Below are 18,533 nucleotides of genomic sequence, written 5' to 3'. Positions count from 1 at the left end.
CATGGGAGCCGGGCACGCGCACAAGCTGTACCGGCACGGGCACTCGCCCGTGCACGGTCTGCCGCCGCACACCAAGCTCGCCGCCGTGTTCGCCTTCGTGGTGGTCGTGGTGTCGACGCCGCGGGAGGCGATGTGGGCCTTCGGGCTGTACGCCGTGCTGCTCGGGGTCGTGGCGTACGTTGCGCGGGTGCCCGCCGGGTTCCTGCTGCGGCGGCTGCTGATCGAGGTGCCGTTCGTGGCGTTCGCCGTGCTGATGCCGTTCGTGGCGGAGGGCGAGCGGGTCGACGTCCTCGGCCTGTCCCTGAGCGTGGGCGGCCTGTGGGGCGCCTGGAACGTGCTCGCCAAGGGCACGCTCGGCGTCGCCGCCTCCGTCCTGCTCGCCGCCACCACCGAGCTGCGCGAACTCCTCCTCGGTCTGCAGCGCCTCAAGCTCCCGCCGCTCCTCGTGCAGATCGCGTCCTTCATGATCCGCTACGGCGACGTCATCACGGACGAGATGCGGCGCATGCGGATCGCCCGGGAGTCACGCGGCTTCGAGGCGAAGGGCGTCCGGCACTGGGGCGTCCTGGCCAAGTCCGCGGGCGCCCTGTTCATCCGCTCCTACGAGCGCGGCGAGCGCGTGCACCTGGCCATGGTCAGCCGCGGGTACGCCGGCTCCATGCCGGTCATCGACGAGGTGACCGCGTCCCGGGCGCAGTGGACGTACGCCCTCGCCCTGCCCTGTGCCGCCCTCGTCGTCTGTCTGCTGGGATGGGCCCTGTGACTGATGTGACCCCTTCCCTGGACGTGGCCGGTCTGGCCTTCGCCTACCCCGACGGGCACCAGGCCCTCTTCGGCGTCGACTTCTCCATCGCGCGCGGCGAGCGGGTCGCGCTGCTCGGCCCGAACGGCGCCGGCAAGACGACCCTGGTGCTCCACCTCAACGGCATCCTGACCGGCGGCACCGGCACGGTGAGGGTGGCCGGACTGCGCGTCGGCAGGCAGCACATGGCGGAGATCCGGCGCCGGGTCGGCATCGTCTTCCAGGACCCGGACGACCAGCTCTTCATGCCGACCGTCCGGGAGGACGTGGCGTTCGGGCCGGCGGCGGCCGGGCTCAAGGGGCCGGAGCTGGAGCAGCGCGTGGACCGGGCGCTGGAGCGGGTCGGCATGGCCGAGTTCAAGGACCGCCCGCCGCACCACCTCTCCTTCGGCCAGCGCCGCCGGGTGGCCGTCGCGACCGTCCTCGCCATGGAGCCGGAGATCCTCGTCCTCGACGAGCCCTCCTCCAACCTCGACCCCGCCTCCCGCCGCGAACTGGCCGACATCCTCCGCTCCCTCGACGTGACCGTGCTGATGGTCACGCACGACCTGCCGTACGCCCTGGAGCTGTGCCCGCGCTCCCTGATCCTCAGCGAGGGCGTGATCGCGGCGGACGGCCCGACCGGCGAACTCCTCTCCGACGAGGAACTGATGCGCGCCCACCGGCTGGAGCTGCCGTTCGGTTTCGATCCGCGTGCCGTGCCGGCCGCTCCGGCACGTCCGTGACAATGGGCGCGTGACGAACGAGGAGACCGAGAGCCCGCTGCTGCTGGACCGGCAGCTGTGCTTCGCGCTGTACGCCGCCCAGCGCGCGGTGACGGCGGCGTACCGCCCGCTCCTCGAGGAACTCGGCCTCACCTACCCGCAGTACCTCGTCCTGCTGGTCCTCTGGGAGCGCGGGGAGACCACGGTCAAGGAGCTGGCGGCCGCGTTGCGGCTCGACTACGGCACGGTGTCGCCGCTGCTGAAGCGGCTGGAGTCGGCGGGACTCGTACGGCGTGCACGGTCGGCGCGGGACGAGAGGTCGGTGCTGGTGGCGGTGACCGGGCGCGGCGAGGAACTCCGGGAGCGGGCGGCGAGCGTGCCGGGCGCGCTGCTGGCGGCGACGGGGTTCGACGGCACGGAGGTCGCACGGCTCCGCGAGGAGCTGTGGCGGCTGGCGGAAAGCCTTTAGGGACGGTTACCCCCGGTTGCCCACCCCCTGGTGGCGGCAGACCGGTTACTGGTCAGTACCTTGTGCACGATGTGTTTGTGCGCACTGTTTCCCGGGGGAGGACAGCATGACTGACGGCCCCGCCGTCGACACCCGCCCGACGAAGATCATGTACGTGGCCGAGGCCACCGCCCACGGCGGCCGCGAGGGCTATGTGACCAGCCAGGACGGGCAACTCGACCTCAAGGTCGCGATGCCCCCGCAGCTCGGCGGCGACGGCAACGGCACCAACCCGGAACAGCTCTTCGCGGCCGGCTACAGCTCCTGCTTCCACAACGCGCTGATCCTGGTCGGCAACCGCGAGGGCTACGGCCTGACCGGCTCCACGGTCGCCGCGAAGGTCGGCATCGGCCCCAACAAGCAGCGCGGCTACGGCCTCGCGGTCGCCCTGAGCGTCTCGCTCCCCGTCCTCGACCCGGACCTCGCGACCAAGCTGGTGGACGCGGCCCACGAGGTCTGCCCGTACTCGAACGCGACCCGCGGGAACATCGACGTGACCATCCTGCTTGGCTGAAGGAGAGCAAGGAGAGCACCGCAGCGATACGAGGAGTACGGACGTGGACGTGCACGGCACAGTGGCCGAGGGCTTCGAACCGGTCAGGGACGCGTTCGCACGGAACTTCGCCACGCTCGGGGAGCGGGGCGCGGCGGTCGCCGTCCACCGGAACGGGCAGCGGGTCGTCGACCTGTGGGCCGGCACGAAGGACGTCGACGGCACGGACCCGTGGGAGCGCGGCACGGCTCAGGTCGTGCGCTCGGCGACGAAGGGCGTCGCCGCCGCCGTACTCCTGCTGCTGCACCAGCGCGGGCAGCTGGACCTGGACGCGCCGGTGGGCCACTACTGGCCGGAGTTCAAGGCGCGGGGCAAGGAGCGGGTGCTGGTCCGGCACGTCCTGAGCCACCGGGCCGGACTCCCCGTGCTCGACCGGCCCCTCACCCCCGAGCAGGCCCTCGACCCGCTGCGGGGCCCGGAGGCGGTAGCCGCCCAGGCCCCCGCCTGGGAACCCGGCACCGCCCACGGCTACCACGCGCTCACCTACGGCTGGCTCCTCGACGAACTGGTGCGACGCGTGACCGGGCAGGGCACCGGCGCATGGCTCGCCGCACAGATCACCGGCCCGCTGGGCCTGGACCTCTGGCTGGGCCTGCCGGACGCGGAGGCCTCCCGGGTCGGACGCGTGGGCCGCGTCGAGGGACCCGAGCCGACCGGCGGCCTGCGCACCCGCCCGAAGCGCTCGGTCACCGAGGCCTACGAGGACCCGGCCTCCCTGACCCGCCGGGCCTTCGCGGCGATCACCCCGTTCCCGGACCAGAACGACCCGGCCTACCGCGCGGCGGCCCTCCCCGCGACCAACGCCATCGCGACGGCGGACGGACTGGCCGGCTTCTACGCCTCGCTGATCGGCGACAGCGCCGGTGGCTCACGCCTGTTCACGCCGGAGACGGTCGCACTGGCCCGGGCCGAGGAGTCGGCGGGCCCCGACCGCGTCCTGGTGGTCGGCACCCGCTTCGGCCTCGGCTACATGCTGCACGGCAGCGCCTCCCCCTTCCTCGCACCGGGCTCCTTCGGCCACCCGGGCCGCGGCGGCGCCCTCGGCTTCGCCGACCCGGAGACCGGGATCGCGTTCGGCTACGTCACCAACGGCTTCCGCAAGACGGTGACGGCGGATCCTAGGGCTCAGGGGCTGGTGCGGGCGGTGCGGGGAGCGCTGGGGCTCCAGGGGTGACTAGACGTGAATCGGGTGGGAGGTCCGCCCGGACGCCTGGTCGATCTCCTCGTGCGCCTTGGTCAGCAGTTGCATGGCGAGCTCGTTCAGCGCCCGGGCGCCGGCGATCTCCTCCCCGACTCTGGGCTGATTGACGTCGGTCCGGTGCCGGCTCGCGTGCCCACGCGCCCGTACCTCGGTGCCGTCGGGCAGCCGGACCAGCGCCACCGCCTGGGTGTGCTGGTCGTCCTCCCGGAACTCCATCTCGACGTGCCATCCGACTCTGGTGTGCATCATGTCGATCACCTCCGGAACGCCTAGTTCCAGGGTCCTCCTCACGAGGGGGATGCGCACCCGCCTGACCCGGACTATCCGGTGTGCAGCATCAGCCCGATCCCGACGACGAGCAGCCCGGCCGCCACGATTCTCGGCGCGCCGAACCGCTCCTTGAAGAACACGGCCCCGATCGCCGCGCCCACGATGATCGACGACTCGCGCAGGGCGGCGATGGGCGCGAGTTCGGCCCTGGTCTGGGCCCACAGGACGAGGGCGTAGGCGGTGACGGATCCGGCGGCCCCGAGGAGCCCGAGCGCGGCGAAGGGCCGCAGCACGGCGGCGGTCTCCCTCCTCCAGCGGCTCACGGCATAGGCGGGGACCACCACCCCCTGCACCGCCATCAGCCAGGCGATGTACCCGAGGGGGGACGCGGAGGCGCGCACGCCGAGTCCGTCGACGACGGTGTACGCCGCGATCGTCAGCCCGGTCGCCAGGGCCGCCCCGATCGCCGCCCAGTCGGGCCGACGCCCCCGCAGTCCCCACACGGCGACGCCGGTCAGCCCCGCGCACGACAGGGCGACACCGGCGGCGGCCCACCCGTCGGGCACCTCGTGCGCGAAGACGGCGGCCAGCACGGTCACGACGAGGGGCGCGGTGCCGCGCGCGATGGGATAGGCCTGCCCGAAGTCGCCCAGCCGGAAGGACTTCATGAGCAGCGTGTAGTAGGCGATGTGTATGGCGGCGGAGCCGAGCAGGTAGGGCCATGCCCGGGCCGCCGGGAAGGCCACGAAGGGCGCCAGGGCCAGCCCGATGACCACCCCACCGCCCGAGATCAGCGCGAACCCGGCCAGCTTGTCGGTGATCTTGTGGGCGATGGCGTTCCAGCCGGCGTGCGTGACGGCGGCGAGCAGGACGGCGGCGGTGACCAGGGGCGTCACGCGGCGTGCTCGCGCACGTCCACGAGGGTGCCGCCGGCGTGGGCGACGAGGTCGCGGGGCGCCATGGGGAACACGGTGTACGGCGTCCCGGCAGCGGCCCAGACGACGTCGTGCTCCAGCAGGGACCGGTCGGCGAGCACGCGCGTCCTCGTCCTGTGCCCGAAGGGCGGCACGCCGCCGATGGCGTACCCGGTGGTCTCCCGCACGGCGTCGGCCCTGGCCCGGGTGACCTTGTCCGCCCCGAGCTCCTTCCGCACGAGCTCGACGTCGACCCGCGACGCCCCGTCCATGAGCACCAGCACCGGCACACCGTCCGCGGCAAAGATCAGCGACTTGCAGATCTGGCTCAGCTCACACCCGATCGCGGCGGCGGCCTCGGCGGCGGTACGGGTGGCTTCCGGGAACCGGCGGATGCGCGGAGCGACCTGCTCCAGGCCGAGCTCCCGCAGGGCTTCGATGAACCGGGGGTGCGCTCCGGAGTGCTCGGCGTCAGTGGCGGCTGTCGTCGTCATGCGGGCACGCTAGCGGTACGTGTACGAGGCACGCGAGGTGGTTTCAGCCGGTGGCGTCCTCCGGCCGGACATCCGCGAACTCCCACCACGCGAGCGGCAGCCAGTCTCCGTCGACGAAACCGTCGACAGACCCTCCGGTGCCCTGGATGGTCACGCGGGTCCCCTCCGGATAGACGACGCCGGACAAGCCGGGGACCGCCACGAGCAGTGTGCCGATACGTCCTGACAAAGCCATAGTTCCTTCCCTCTGTAGATGCAAATCGTCTCATCATGCACCAGCCTGGTATATGACCCACGGCACAAAACGGAGGTGCGTGACGATGAGGGCTGTCGTGTACAAAGGCCCCTTCGAGGTAGCGATAGAACAAGTGGAGGACCCACGGATCCAGCACCCGAACGACGTGATCGTCCGCGTCACCTCGACCGCCATCTGCGGCTCGGACCTGCACATGTACGAGGGCCGTACCGCCGCGGAACCGGGGATCGTGTTCGGTCACGAGAACCTCGGGGTCGTCGAGGAGGCAGGAGAGGGGGTCACCTCGCTCAGCCGCGGCGACCGGGTGGTCATGCCCTTCAACGTGGCATGCGGATTCTGCAAGAACTGTACGGCCGGTTTCACGGGCTTCTGCCTGACCGTGAACCCGGGATTCGCCGGCGGCGCCTACGGCTATGTCGCGATGGGGCCCTATGTGGGAGGCCAGGCGGAGTACGTGCGCGTGCCGTACGCCGACTTCAACTGCCTCAAGCTCCCCGAGGGCACCGAGAAGGAGACCGACTTCGTCCTTCTCGCCGACATCTTCCCGACCGGCTACCACGGCAACGAACTGGCCGACGTGCGTCCCGGTGACACCGTCGCGGTCTACGGCGGCGGTCCGGTCGGGCTCATGGCCGCCTACTCGGCGATGCTGCGCGGCGCGAGCAAGGTGTTCGTGGTCGACCGGGTGGCGGAGCGGCTGCAGAAGGCGCGGGAGATCGGTGCCGTGCCGATCGACTTCACCCAGGGCAACCCGGCGGAGCAGATCAAGGAGCAGACCGAAGGCGGCCGGGGCACGGACAAGGGGATCGACGCGGTCGGCTACCAGGCCCAGGCGCAGAACGAGGACCGCGAGGAGCCGGCGACCGTACTGAACTCGCTCGTCGAGACGGTCCGGCCGACGGGCGCGCTCGGCGTGCCCGGCCTGTACGTCCCCCGCGACCCCGGCGGACCGGACGAGCAGGCGAAGCAGGGCATGCTGATGGTCTCCGTCGGACGCCTCTTCGAGAAGGGGCTCCGCATGGGCACCGGTCAGTGCAACGTCAAGCGGTACAACCGCCACCTGCGTGACCTGATCATCGAGGACCGTGCGAAGCCGAGCTTCGTCGTCTCGCACGAGCTTCCTCTCGACCAGGCGCCCACGGCGTACGAGAAGTTCGACAAGCGGGTCGAGGGTTACACCAAGGTCGTCCTCCACCCGCACGCCTGAGACAGGAGCCGGTGAGGGCTCCCCGTCCCACGGGGCCCTCACCGGCCGGCCTGTCAGGGTGCGCTCAGGCGCGTACCAGCTCCCTGTCCTGATCGCCGCGGTCGGTGTGCGAGCGCAGGCCCTCGCCCTCGACGTCCACGTTGGGCAGTGCCCGGTCCAGCCACTTCGGCAGCCACCAGGCCTTGCGGCCGAGGAGGGCCAGGACGGCCGGGACGATGGCCATGCGGACGACGAACGCGTCGAAGAACACGGCGATGGCGAGGCCGAAGCCGATCATCTTGACCATCGACTCGGACGAACCGATGAAGCCGGCGAAGACCGCCATCATGATGACCGCCGCGGCCGTCACCACCCGGGCGCCGTGCCGGAAGCCCGTCACGACGGCCTGGCCGGCCTTCTCGCCGTGGACGTAGGCCTCCCGCATCCGGGTCACCAGGAAGACCTCGTAGTCCATCGCCAGGCCGAAGACCACGCCCACCATGAAGATCGGCATCATCGACATGACCGGGCCGGTCTGCTCGACGCCCATCAGGTCCGCCAGCCAGCCCCACTGGAAGACCGCGACCACCGCGCCGAGGGCCGCCATCACCGACAGGAGGAAGCCGAGGGCCGCCTTCAGGGGGACGAGGATCGAGCGGAACACCACGATCAGCAGGAGGAAGGCCAGGCCGACCACCAGGACCAGATAGGGGATCAGGGCGTCGTTGAGCTTCTCACTGACGTCGATGTTCATCGCCGTCTGGCCCGTGACCAGCACGTTCGCGTCGGAGTCGGCCTTGATCCCGGCGCCCTTGTCCCGGATGGAGTGGACCAGGTCCTCCGTCGCGACCGAGGAGGGCTTGGAGTCCGGGATGACCGTGATCGTCGCCGTGTCGCCGGCCTTGTTGGGCGCCGGCGGCGTGACGGTGACGACGTCCTCGAGGCCCTTGATCTCGTCGCCGACCCGCGTGAAGGCCGCCTTCGGGTCGTCGCTGTCCTTCGCGTCGACCACGACCATCAGGGGGCCGTTGAAGCCCGGCCCGAAGCCCTCGGAGAGGAGGTCGTAGGCGCGGCGCTGCGTGGTGGACGTGGGCTGGGAACCGTCGTCCGGCAGGCCCAGTTCCAGGCTCGCCGCCGGGACGGCCGCCGCGCCGAGGCCGATCACGCCGAGCAGCAGCACCGCGACCGGGCGGCGGACGACGAAGCTCGCCCAGCGCGTGCCCAGGTTCGGCTTGGCCGGCTTGTCCTGCCCGTCCCGCGCCTTGGCCCGGCCGAGCAGCTTGCCCTTCTCCCCCGCCGGCTTCACCCTCGGGCCCGCGTACCCGAGCAGCGCCGGGATCATGGTCAGGGCGATCAGCACCGCGATGGCCACCGTGCCCGCCGCCGCGACGCCCATCTTCGTCAGCATCGGGATGTTGACGACGGACAGGCCCACCAGGGCGATCACGACCGTGAGGCCCGCGAAGACCACCGCGGAGCCGGCCGTGCCGACGGCCCGGCCGGCCGCCTCCTCGCGGTCGCGGCCCTCGGCGAGTTCGGCCCGGTAGCGGGAGACGATGAACAGCGCGTAGTCGATGCCGACCGCGAGGCCGATCATCATGGCGAGGGTGGAGGTCGTCGAGCCGAGGTCCAGCGCACTGGCCAGCGCCGTGATCGTGGAGACGCCGATGCCCACGCCGACGAGTGCCGTCAGCAGCGGCAGACCGGCCGCGACCAGCGAGCCGAAGGTGATGACGAGGACGACCGCGGCGACCGCGATGCCGATGATCTCGGTGGTGCCGGTGTGCGGGACCGTCTGGAGCGCGTCACCGCCGATCTCGACCGTCAGCCCGTCCTTGCGCGCGTCCTGCGCGGAGTCCTCCAGTGCGTCGCGCGAGGAGTCCTCCAGCTCCATGCCGGAGACCTTGTACGACACCTGCGCGTACGCGACCGTGCCGTCCTTGCTGACGGCCTTCGCCTGGTAGGGGTCGGTGACGCGGACGACCTCGGAGCCGTCGGAGAGTTCCTTGACTGTCTCCCGGACGGTCGCCTTGTTGCCGGGGTCGGTCATCTTCTCGCCGCTCGGCGCCTTGAAGACGACACGTGCGGTGGCTCCGTCGGCGCTGGTGCCGGGGAAGCGCTGTTCCAGCAGGTCGAAGGCCTTCTGCGCCTCGGTGCCGGGGATGGAGAACGAGCTGTTGCCCGCGGTGGGGGCACTGGCCGCGCCGACACCGGCGAGGGTCAGCAGGGCCACCCAGATCAGGGCGACGAAGTGCCGCCGCCGGAACGACATCCGGCCGATTTTGTAGAGGAATGTGGCCACGAGGGCGTACTCCCGGTCAGGTCGTGGGGTTGTTTCTGGGCAGGGCTGATCAGCCCGACGACGTGAGCGGTGACGTCAGGTGGAGGACTGGCTCTGGGGAATCGTCAGTCGACGGGAATGCCGAGGGCGGGGAGGACCACGGCATCGATGTACGAGGTGAGGAACGCCTGCGTGGGCGGCTGTTCGTCGATCAGCGTGCGGGTGGCGAAGGCGCCGACGAGCATGTGCACGATGTAGTCCAGCGCCGGGCGTCCGGCCTGGACCTCGCCGCGGTCGACGGCCCGTTGCACCACCCGGTGGAACTCCTCCATCTCGGGCTCTATGAGCAGTTCCCGGAAGGCGTGGAGGAGGTCCGGGTTGCCGTGCACCGCCATGAACAGGCCCCGCATCAGCGCGGCGTTCTGCTGCATGGTGCAGTCGTCCTCACGGGCGGTGAGGGCGTGCAGGTCGCCCCGCAGGGATCCCGTGTCGACGTCGGCGATGTTGCCCGGCTTGTTGTGCCGGATCGCCTTCGCCACCAGCTCCGGCTTGCCGCCCCACTGGCGGTAGAGCGTCGCCTTGCTGGACCGCGTGCGGGCGGCCACGGCGTCCATGGTGAGGGCGTCGTAGCCGACCTCGCGGAGCAGGTCGAGCACGGCCGCGTACAGCTCGGCCTCCCGCTCGGGGGTGATCCGACTGCGACGCGCGGTGGCGACCTCAGCCATCTCGCTCACCTTCCTGCTCCGAACGACACGGTTTCGTACTCACGAATGTAGCGCACCCCCTATGAAAACGAAACCGTTTCGTACGTGTGCTGGGTCACGGTATCCGGTTTGCCTGAACTTGCTGCACTCCGTCCCCCGGCAAAGCATGAAGAGGTGACCTATCTGCGTCTGCCGCACCTCCATGACGACCTGCTGTGCTTCGTGGCCGAGGACGACCTCTGGCTCGCACCGGCCGACGGCCCCGGACGCGCCTGGCGGCTCACCGTCGACCGCACCAAGGTGGGCCACCCCCGCTTCTCACCCGACGGCCGGCACCTCGCGTACACGAGCTGGCGCAGCCTGGTGCCCGAGGTCCATCTCGCGCCGGTGGACGGCGGCCCGGCCCGGCAGGTGAGCCACTGGGGCAGCGCCGACACCCGGGTCTGCGGCTGGACCCCGGACGGCGAGATCCTGGCCGTGGCCTCGCACGGCGAGCCCTTCTCGTACTTCACCTGGGCCTACAAGATCGCCCCCGAGGGCGACCCGGGGCGCAAGCTGCCCTGGGGGCCGGTCGCCGACATCCAGGTCGCCGATCTGGACGGGGAACGGAAGTCGCTCCTCCTCACCGGCACCCCGCCGCACGAACCGGCCGCCTGGAAGCGCTACCGGGGCGGGGCCACGGGCCGGCTGTGGCTGCACGGCGAACGGCTGCTCGAAGGCCTCGGCGGCCATCTGCACTCCCCCATGTTCGTCGGTGGCAGGATCGCCTTCCTCTCCGACCACGAGGGCGTCGGCAACCTCTACTCGTGCGCCTACGACGGCTCCGACCTGCGCCGGCACACCGACCACGACGCCTTCTACGCCCGGCACGCCTCCAGTGACGGCACCCGGGTGGTGTACCAGTGCGCGGGCGACCTGTGGCTGGTCGACGACCTGTCACCCCACTCCGAGCCGCGCCGGCTGGACGTACGGCTGAGCGGGCCGCGCGCGGGGCGGCGCCCGTACCAGGTGGCCGCGGCCCAGCACGTCGACGGGATCTCGGTCGACGAGACCGGGCGGGCCAGCGCGGTCGTCGTACGCGGGAGCCTGTACTGGCTCACCCACCGGGACGGGCCGGCCCGCACCCTCACCGACACCCCTGGCGTCCGGGTGCGGATGCCGGAGATGCTCGGCGGGAGCGGGCGAGTGGCCTATGTGACGGACGCGGAGGGCGAGGACGCGATCGAGATCGCCTTCCTGCCCCGGGCGAGCGGCGACCGCGGGCCGAGGCGGCTGGCCTCGGGCGCGCTGGGCCGGGTACGGGAACTCGTGTCCGATCCGGAGGGCGAGCGGCTGGCGGTCGCCTCGCACGACGGACGGCTGCTGCTCGTGGACGTGGCCGAGGAGTCCGACGGCGAGGTCACCGAGCTGATCCGGTCGATCAACGGGCCCGTGCGGGACCTCGCGTTCTCCCCGGACGGGGCGTGGCTGACCTGGTCACATCCGGGCATCGGCCGGACGCTGCGGCAGATCAAACTCGCGCGGATCAAGGACCGGTTCGTCGTCGACGTCACCAACGGCCGTTTCGAGGACGAGAACCCGGTCTTCACGCGCGACGGCCGCTACCTCGCCTTCCTCTCCTGGCGCGGCTTCGACCCCGTCTACGACGTGCACACCGGCGACCTGTCCTTCCCGCTGGGCTGCCGTCCGTATCTCGTCCCGCTGTCCTCGGCGACGCCCTCCCCGTTCGCGGTGAACCCGGAGGGCCGTCCGGCCGCCGGGGGCCTGGACCCGGTGGAGGACGACGGGAACGGGGACAACGGGGCCGTGACCGTCGAGGTCGAGGGGCTGGAGAGCCGGGTCACGCCGTTCCCGGTGGCCGCCTCCAAGTACTCGGCGCTGCACCCCGTGGCGGGCGGCGGGCTGGTGTGGCTGCGCTGGCCGATCTCGGGTGCGCTGGGCGAGACGTTCGCCAACCCGGACGACACCAGCGGTCGGCCGACCCTGGAGCACTTCGCCATCACCAAGGCCAAGAAGTCCGAACTCGCCGTGCACCTGGACTTCTTCGCGGTCAGCGGCGACGGCACGCGGCTGGTCGTCGTCGACGAGGGCGAACTGCGCGCGGTGCCGGCGACCGAGCCCGGCGACCTGGACACGACGGTGTGGATCGACGCCCGGCGCATCCTGCACGCGGTCGACCCGGCGGCGGAGTGGCGGCAGGCCTACGAGGAGGCCGGGCGGCTGATCCGGGCGTACTTCTGGGAGCCGGGCATGTGCGGCATCGACTGGGACGGGGTGCTGGACCAGTACCGTCCCCTGGTCGAACGCGTCGCCTCCCCGGACGAGTTCGCCGACCTGCTGCGCGAGGTGCTGGGCGAGCTGGGCACCTCCCACGCCTACGTCACCGCCGCCCGGCGCAACGAGGGCCCGCCGCACTACCAGCGCCGGCAGGGCCTGCTCGGCGCCAACTTCGTCCGCCGGGACGGCGGCTGGATGGTCAAGCGGATCCTGCCCGGCGACTCCTCCGACTCCAAGGCCCGCTCCCCGCTGGCCGGCACGGGCATCCGCGAGGGCGCGGTCCTGACCCATGTCGACGGCCGCCCGGTGGATCCGGACGCGGGCCCGTATCCACTGCTGGCGGGCGCCGGCGGTACGACGGTGGAGCTGACCTTCTCCCCGGCACAGGGCGAGGGCCCGCCCCGGCGGGTCGCCGTCGTCCCGCTCGTCGACGAGCGGCCGCTGCGCTACCAGGACTGGGTGGCCAAACGCCGGGCGGTGGTACGGGAGCTGAGCGGCGGGCGGTGCGGCTATCTGCACATCCCGGACATGGGCGGTTCGGGCTGGGCGCAGTTCAACCGCGATCTGCGCATGGAGGTGTCCCGGCCCGCGCTGATCGTGGACGTGCGCGGCAACGCCGGCGGTCACATCAGCGAGTTGGTCATCGAGACGCTGAGCCGCACGGTCCTGGGCTGGGACCTGACCCGCGACGCCCAGCCCGTGTCGTACACCTCGAACGCGCCGCGGGGCCCGGTGGTGGCCCTGGCGGACGAGGCGACGTCCTCCGACGGCGACATGATCACCGCCGCGTTCAAGCTGCTGAAGCTGGGCCCGGTGGTGGGGCAGCGCACCTGGGGCGGTGTGGTCGGCATGACCGGCCGGCACGAACTGGGGGACGGCACGGTCATCACGGTGCCGATGAACGCGGCCTGGTTCGACGCCTACGGCTGGTCGGTGGAGAACAAGGGCGTCGCCCCGGACATCGACGTCCTGCGCACCCCGCTGGACTGGGCGGAGGGCCGCCACGCCCAGCTGACCGACGCGGTGGAGCTGGCGCTCGGCCTGCTGGAGACCGATCCGCCGGCGACGCCGCCGACCTACAGCGACGTACCGGACCGCTCCCGTCCGAAGCTGCCGCCCAGGCCGTGAGAGAGCCCAGGACGTGAGGAAGGGGCGCCCCGCGCGAGGCGCCCCTTCCCTTCAGCACGCGACGTCAGGCGTCGTAGTCCTGGTCGAAGCGTTCCTCCTGCTCGCGCTCCCGCTCACGCTCGCGCTGCGAGGGCTGCGAGGGGTCCATGTCCTCGTCACGCCGGCGACCGCGGCCCTGCGCCTGCTCGCGAGCCTGGTCCGCCTTCTGGCGGGCCTGGTTCTGCCACTGCTCGGACTTCTCCTGGAACTGGTCCTTCATACCCATGTGGGTTCACTCCCGTTGGGGGTGAGGGGATCTGGCTCGACCAGATTCACACGTGCCGTGACGCTGCGCATGTCGATCACTTACGGAGCGTAGCCCTCTGTTGTTCATCGGCTGCTCCGCCCGCCCCGACGAGGCCCGTGCGCATGCCGGTCAGCCGGTCCGCGAACCGCCGCATCTCGCGCTGGCCCACCGTCCCGATGACCCCGGGCAGATATCCGCGCACGCCCTGCATCCCGCGCAGCCACCACTGCCCGTAGACATGACCGGCACGCCGCTCGATCCCGGCCACGAGCCGGTCCACCGCCGGGCCCAGCGGATACGTCTTGTTGGACGGCCAGGGCAGCCGCTGCCTCAACTCCCGCATGACGTCGTCCTGGTCGGCCCCGCGCACCATGTCGGTGTCGGTCCACGACAGATACCCGACGCCGACCTTCACGCCCCGGTGCCCGACCTCGGCGCGCAGGCTGTGCGCGTACGCCTCCACGCCGGACTTGGACGCACAGTACGCGGTCATCATCGGCGCCGGGGTGATCGCCGCGAGGGACGCGATCTGGAGCAGATAGCCCCGGCTCTCCAGCAGCAGCGGCAGGAAGGCGCGGGCGGTCACCGCCGAGCCGACCAGGTTGACCTCGATCACCCGCCGCCAGGACTCCGGGTCGGAGTCGACGAACGGACCACCCGTGGCCACACCGGCGTTGGCGACGACGATGTCGACCCGGCCGAAGCGCTCCCTGACCTCCTGCGCGACCCGGGCCATCACCTCGTGGTCGGTGACGTCGGCGTGCCAGTGGTCGCTGTCGCTGTGCAGCCGCCCGGAGACCTCCTTGAGCGCGTCCGGTTCGAGCCCGACCAGCGCCACCCTCACCCCGCGTGCGGAGAGCTTGCGGGCCAGCAGCTCCCCGACGCCGCGCGCCGCCCCGGTCACCACGGCGACCTTGCCCTCAAGGCTCACCCTGCTCATGCGCTCTCCTCGGATACGGCCTGGATGTGTGCGTGGACGAGTTCACGTATCTTCCCGGTGACCTGCTCGGGCGCCTCGATCGGCGTCATGTGGCCGATGCCGGGCAGCTCGGTGAGCCCGGTGCAGTGCGGCAGCGCGGTGGCCAGGGCCCGGGCGTGCACCGGCGGCGTGAGCCGGTCCGCCGTACCGACCACCACGGCCGTGGGCACGTGAAGCTCCCGTACGCCGTGGTCCAGGTCGAGCAGGTCCAGCACGTGCGACCAGGCGTAGCGGACCTCGCGGGGGCAGGCGTGCACGATGCGGGCGCACGCCTCGACCATGTGCGGGGCCGAACCCGGGCCCATGGTCCCGTACTTGAGGATCCGGCGGGCCAGGGGCGTGACCGGGCCGAGCGGTGCCCGGGAGCCGAGGATCCGCCGGGTCAGCCAGGTCCGCAGCCGCCCGGGCCGCATGGCTACGACGGTGGAGGCCGCGACCAGCTGCGAACTGCCCGTGCTGCACAGCAGGACGGCGGCGGCGTGCTCGCGGAAGGCGGCTCTCCCGGAGGCCGCCATGACGGTCATGCCGCCCATGGAGTGCCCGGCGATCACGGCCTGTTCGCCGGGCGCGAGGGTGGCTGCGAGTACGGCTTCCAGGTCGTCGGCGAGGGCGTCGGTGCTGCACGCGGGGCTCGCGGGGCTGCGTCCGTGGCCGCGCTGGTCGTAGGCGATGACCCGGTGGTCGGCGGCGAGGTCGCGGATCTGGGCCGCCCAGAAGGCGGTGGAGCAGGTCCAGCCGTGGGCGAGGACGACGGCGGGGGCTCCGTCGGGCCCGTGCGTCTCGACGTGCAGCCGGGCGCCGTCGGCGGAAACGGCGGTCAGTTCGCGCGCGGGAGCGGGCGGGGCGTAGGGGCCGGGGTCGACGTGAAGGAGACGGCTCACGCGTCCACCCCGGCCTTCTTCTCGGCCTTGTTCGCCGTCTGCTCGGCGGCCGGTGCCCGCAGGACGTCGTACTCCGCGAGGTCCACCCGCCGCGTCGCCCGCCGGAACTCGGCTGTCGTACCGGGCCAGATGGTGGTGTTGCGGCCGCTCGCGTCGAGGTACCAGCTGGTGCAGCCGCCGGTGTTCCACACGGTCCGCTTCATGCGTTCCTGCACCCGGTGGTTCCAGGCGCGTACGGCGCTCGGCCGGGCGTCGAGGGCGACCCGGCCCCCGAGGACGTCGACTTGGCGGACGAAGTCGGCCAGGTAGTTCAGCTGCGACTCGATCATGAGGATCATCGAGGAGTTCCCGAGGCCGGTGTTGGGCCCGATGATCGTCATCCAGTTGGGGAAGCCGGCGGCCGAGGCGCCGCGCAGGGCCTCCATGCCGCCCTTCCAGCTCTCGGCGAGGGTCCGTCCGTCGGCGCCCACGACCCGCTCGGCGATGGGCATGTCGGTGACGTGGAACCCGGTGCCGAAGACGATCGCGTCCGCCTCGGCCTCGCTGCCGTCGGCGGCGACGAGGGTCGATCCGCGGACCTCGGCGAGCCCGCTCGCGACCACGTCGACATTGGGCTGTGCGAGCGCCGGGTAGTAGTCGCTGGACAGCAGGATCCGCTTGCAGCCGATGCGGTAGTCCGGGGTGAGCTTCGCCCGCAGGGCCGGGTCCTTGATGGCGCGGGCCATGTTGCGCCGGGCCAGCTGCTCGACGAAGCCGAGTTCGTTCGGACGCTTGGTGAACGCCTGGACCTGCAACTCCCGGATGCCCCACAGCAGTCCGCGGCGCAGCTGCGAGGTGAAGGGCAGCTGCCGGTGGAGCCATCGCTCGGCGTCGCTGATGGCCCGGTCGACGCGGGGCATCACCCACGGCGGGGTGCGCTGGAAGAGCGTGAGCCGCGACACGTCGGGCTGGACGGCCGGCACGATCTGGATGGCCGAGGCCCCGGTCCCCACCATCGCGACGCGCTTGCCGCGCAGGTCGTAGTCGTGGTCCCAGCGGGCCGAGTGGAAGACCTTGCCCGGGAAGGAGTCCAGCCCGGGGATGTCCGGCACCTTCGGGTCGGACAGCGGCCCGGTGGCGGAGACGACGATGTCCGCCGACAGGCTCCCGCTGCTGGTCTCGATGTCCCAGCACAGCCGCTCGGCGTTCCACGTCATCCGCTTCACCTCCGAGTCGAAGCGGATGTGCGGCCGCAGCCGGAAGGTGTCCGTCACGTGCTCCAGGTAGGCGCGGATGTGCTCCTGTCCCGAGAAGGTGCGCGGCCAGTCGGGGTTGGGCGCGAAGGAGAACGAGTACAGATGCGACGGAACGTCACAAGCGCACCCCGGGTAGCTGTTGTCCCGCCAGGTCCCGCCGACGCTGCTCGCCCGCTCCAGGACGACGAAGTCGGTGACGCCCTCGCGGCGCAGCCGCACGGCGGCCCCCAGCCCGCCGAACCCGGACCCGACCACCGCGACCCGCACATGCTCGCGTTCGTGTTCGCGTTCGCCCATGCCGACACCTCCACACACCACGAGAACCACGCCAGTGAACACTGGCGCAATGGGAGAGTAGGGCAGCGACGTACTGATGGGTAGGGGGCGGTCGAGGAAAGTTACCCTCGGTACGCCTTAAGGTGCCCAGGTGGCCGAGAAGCGTGAATACCGCATGGAAGAGCTGGCCCGCCTGGCCGGGATCACGGTGCGCACCCTGCGCTTCTACCGCGAACGCAAGCTGATCCCGCCACCCCGCCGGGAAGGCCGTATCGCCTGGTACGACGACCACCACCTGAACCGGCTGCGCACGATCACGGCCCTGCTGGAACGCGGCCACACCCTCAGCGGCATCGCGGAGCTGGCGGAGGCCTTCGACCACGGCCGGGACGTCGGCGACCTGCTCGGCGTCGGCGGCCCCACCGAGGAGGAGCCGGTCCACCTCACCCCCGAGGAGCTCGCCGACCACTTCGCGGGCGAGGCGACCCCCGAGAACCTCGCCGCCGCGATGGAACTCGGCTACCTCGGCACCGACGGCGACGAGATCGTCCACGTCAGCCGCCGTCTCCTGGAGGTCTCCTCGGCCCTGGTCCGCGAGGGCATCCCCCTCGCGGAGGTCCTCGGCGCGGCCAAGCAGGTCCGCACCCACGCCGACGCCCTGGCCGAACTCTTCACCGGCCTGGTCCTGCGCCACGCCTCCGAGGACGACCTGCCCCGCCTGCGCCCGCTGGCCCGCAGCGTGGTGGAGGCGGAACTGTCCCTGGCCCTGGACCGCAGGACACCCCCTAGCGGTCGTACACCACGGTCACCGGCGCGTGGTCGGACCACCGCTCCGCATGTGTGGCCGCCCGCTCCACGAACCCCTTGACCGCTCGCCCGGCGAGCCCCGGGGTGGCCACGTGGTAGTCGATCCGCCAGCCGGTGTCGTTGTCGAAGGCCCGCCCGCGGTACGACCACCACGAGTACGGGCCCTCCGTGTCCGGATGCAGGGCGCGTACGACGTCGACGTACCCGCCGTCGGCCGGGTCGAGCACGCGCCCGAGCCACTCCCGCTCCTCGGGCAGGAACCCGGAGTTCTTGGTGTTGCCGCGCCAGTTCTTCAGGTCGGCCTGCTGGTGGGCGATGTTCCAGTCGCCGCAGACCAGCACCTCGCGCCCCTCGGCGGCGGCCCGCTCCCGGAGCCCCTTCAGATGGGCGAGGAACTCACCCATGAAGCGCTCCTTCTCGTCCTGCCGCTCGGTCCCGACCTCACCCGAGGGCAGATACAGGGAGGCGACGGTGACCCCCGGCAGATCCGCCTCCACGTACCGCCCGCTGCCGTCGAACTCGGCGGACCCGAACCCGACCTGGACCCGGTCGGGCTCACGCCGGCTGTACAGGGACACCCCGGCCCGTCCCTTCGCGGCGGCGGGCGCGTGCACCACATGCCAGCCCTCGGGGTGCCGGACGTGCTCCGGCAACTGCTCCGGCTCGGCCCGCACCTCCTGGAGGCACAGGACGTCGGCGTCGGTCTGCGCGAGCCACTCCACGAAGCCCTTCTTCGCGGCGGCACGCAGCCCATTCACATTCACAGAGGTCACAGTGAGCACCCCGGCACG

The 18,533-nt window shown here is 71.7% G+C and carries 19 protein-coding genes; 8 read left to right on the top strand and 11 right to left on the bottom strand.

The annotated features are described in order from the left end of the window. Nucleotide 1 precedes the first annotated feature (1 nt). The 5 genes from cbiQ (at nt 2) to SCNRRL3882_RS23915 (ending at nt 3,741) form a co-directional block, all read left to right on the top strand. Nucleotides 2-763: a cobalt ECF transporter T component CbiQ gene (gene cbiQ / locus SCNRRL3882_RS23935; protein WP_010035288.1), complete on the top strand. Its 762-nt coding sequence runs from the start codon at nt 2-4 to the stop codon at nt 761-763. Beyond that, on the top strand, nt 751-1,527 hold the full coding sequence (locus SCNRRL3882_RS23930) for an energy-coupling factor ABC transporter ATP-binding protein (protein ID WP_040902630.1): 777 nt from the start codon (nt 751-753) through the stop codon (nt 1,525-1,527). Before cbiQ ends, SCNRRL3882_RS23930 begins: the two co-directional genes overlap by 13 nt. A 10-nt stretch (nt 1,528-1,537) precedes the next feature. After that, on the top strand, nt 1,538-1,975 hold the full coding sequence (locus SCNRRL3882_RS23925) for a MarR family winged helix-turn-helix transcriptional regulator (protein ID WP_029180851.1): 438 nt from the start codon (nt 1,538-1,540) through the stop codon (nt 1,973-1,975). Nucleotides 1,976-2,081: 106 nt separating this feature from the next. Then, a complete protein-coding gene (locus SCNRRL3882_RS23920) occupies nt 2,082-2,528 on the top strand; it encodes an organic hydroperoxide resistance protein (protein ID WP_010035295.1) in 447 nt (148 codons plus the stop codon). Nucleotides 2,529-2,571: 43 nt separating this feature from the next. After that, nucleotides 2,572-3,741 (top strand): serine hydrolase domain-containing protein, encoded by a 1,170-nt coding sequence (locus SCNRRL3882_RS23915; protein ID WP_010035297.1) that lies wholly within the window; start codon nt 2,572-2,574, stop codon nt 3,739-3,741. Here the strand turns inward: SCNRRL3882_RS23915 and SCNRRL3882_RS23910 are convergent, their stop codons facing one another. From SCNRRL3882_RS23910 to SCNRRL3882_RS23895, 4 genes are all read right to left on the bottom strand, one after another. Further along, nucleotides 3,742-4,017: a DUF1876 domain-containing protein gene (locus SCNRRL3882_RS23910; protein WP_010035305.1), complete on the bottom strand. Its 276-nt coding sequence runs from the start codon at nt 4,015-4,017 to the stop codon at nt 3,742-3,744. A gap of 71 nt (nt 4,018-4,088) precedes the next feature. Continuing rightward, nucleotides 4,089-4,934: an EamA family transporter gene (locus SCNRRL3882_RS23905; protein ID WP_010035307.1), complete on the bottom strand. Its 846-nt coding sequence runs from the start codon at nt 4,932-4,934 to the stop codon at nt 4,089-4,091. After that, nucleotides 4,931-5,446 (bottom strand): YbaK/EbsC family protein, encoded by a 516-nt coding sequence (locus SCNRRL3882_RS23900; protein ID WP_010035313.1) that lies wholly within the window; start codon nt 5,444-5,446, stop codon nt 4,931-4,933. The genes SCNRRL3882_RS23905 and SCNRRL3882_RS23900 overlap by 4 nt, the downstream gene beginning before the upstream one ends. A 43-nt stretch (nt 5,447-5,489) precedes the next feature. Beyond that, nucleotides 5,490-5,681: a hypothetical protein gene (locus SCNRRL3882_RS23895; protein WP_040902632.1), complete on the bottom strand. Its 192-nt coding sequence runs from the start codon at nt 5,679-5,681 to the stop codon at nt 5,490-5,492. Nucleotides 5,682-5,766: 85 nt separating this feature from the next. Here SCNRRL3882_RS23895 and SCNRRL3882_RS23890 point away from each other — a divergent pair, with 85 nt between their 5' ends. Beyond that, nucleotides 5,767-6,909 (top strand): glutathione-independent formaldehyde dehydrogenase, encoded by a 1,143-nt coding sequence (locus tag SCNRRL3882_RS23890; RefSeq protein ID WP_010035318.1) that lies wholly within the window; start codon nt 5,767-5,769, stop codon nt 6,907-6,909. Nucleotides 6,910-6,973: 64 nt separating this feature from the next. On the opposite strand, the gene SCNRRL3882_RS23885 is transcribed toward SCNRRL3882_RS23890, so the two are convergent. Then, entirely contained in the window at nt 6,974-9,190 is a 2,217-nt protein-coding gene (locus SCNRRL3882_RS23885) for an MMPL family transporter (RefSeq protein WP_010035320.1), read from the bottom strand. Nucleotides 9,191-9,294: 104 nt separating this feature from the next. Next, a complete protein-coding gene (locus SCNRRL3882_RS23880; protein ID WP_010035323.1) occupies nt 9,295-9,894 on the bottom strand; it encodes a TetR/AcrR family transcriptional regulator in 600 nt (199 codons plus the stop codon). 153 nt (nt 9,895-10,047) lie between these two features. Between SCNRRL3882_RS23880 and SCNRRL3882_RS23875 the strand changes: the two genes are divergently transcribed. Continuing rightward, entirely contained in the window at nt 10,048-13,278 is a 3,231-nt protein-coding gene (locus SCNRRL3882_RS23875; protein ID WP_010035326.1) for a S41 family peptidase, read from the top strand. A 64-nt stretch (nt 13,279-13,342) separates the two neighbouring features. On the opposite strand, the gene SCNRRL3882_RS23870 is transcribed toward SCNRRL3882_RS23875, so the two are convergent. From SCNRRL3882_RS23870 to SCNRRL3882_RS23855, 4 genes are all read right to left on the bottom strand, one after another. Further along, nucleotides 13,343-13,543, bottom strand: a complete 201-nt coding sequence (locus SCNRRL3882_RS23870) for a hypothetical protein (protein ID WP_010035329.1) — start codon at nt 13,541-13,543, stop codon at nt 13,343-13,345. Nucleotides 13,544-13,619: 76 nt separating this feature from the next. Further along, nucleotides 13,620-14,504, bottom strand: a complete 885-nt coding sequence (locus SCNRRL3882_RS23865) for an SDR family oxidoreductase (RefSeq protein ID WP_010035333.1) — start codon at nt 14,502-14,504, stop codon at nt 13,620-13,622. Then, complete coding sequence (locus SCNRRL3882_RS23860; protein ID WP_010035337.1) at nt 14,501-15,424, bottom strand: alpha/beta fold hydrolase; 924 nt, start codon at nt 15,422-15,424, stop codon at nt 14,501-14,503. Before SCNRRL3882_RS23860 ends, SCNRRL3882_RS23865 begins: the two co-directional genes overlap by 4 nt. After that, the gene (locus SCNRRL3882_RS23855) at nt 15,421-16,956 is read right to left on the bottom strand and encodes a flavin-containing monooxygenase (protein WP_010035340.1); all 1,536 of its coding nucleotides are present in this window, start codon (nt 16,954-16,956) and stop codon (nt 15,421-15,423) included. Before SCNRRL3882_RS23855 ends, SCNRRL3882_RS23860 begins: the two co-directional genes overlap by 4 nt. A 130-nt stretch (nt 16,957-17,086) precedes the next feature. Between SCNRRL3882_RS23855 and SCNRRL3882_RS23850 the strand changes: the two genes are divergently transcribed. Then, nucleotides 17,087-17,803: a MerR family transcriptional regulator gene (locus tag SCNRRL3882_RS23850; protein ID WP_231911167.1), complete on the top strand. Its 717-nt coding sequence runs from the start codon at nt 17,087-17,089 to the stop codon at nt 17,801-17,803. On the opposite strand, the gene SCNRRL3882_RS23845 is transcribed toward SCNRRL3882_RS23850, so the two are convergent. Next, entirely contained in the window at nt 17,721-18,524 is an 804-nt protein-coding gene (locus SCNRRL3882_RS23845; RefSeq protein ID WP_029180852.1) for an exodeoxyribonuclease III, read from the bottom strand. The two genes, SCNRRL3882_RS23850 and SCNRRL3882_RS23845, sit on opposite strands and share 83 nt — an antisense overlap. Between the last annotated feature and the right edge of the window lie 9 nt (nt 18,525-18,533).

Source organism: Streptomyces chartreusis NRRL 3882 (assembly GCF_900236475.1).
GTDB lineage: Bacteria > Actinomycetota > Actinomycetes > Streptomycetales > Streptomycetaceae > Streptomyces > Streptomyces chartreusis_D.
The sequence above is the reverse complement of the archived record's forward strand: the minus strand, read 5'-3'. Positions and strand labels throughout refer to the sequence as shown.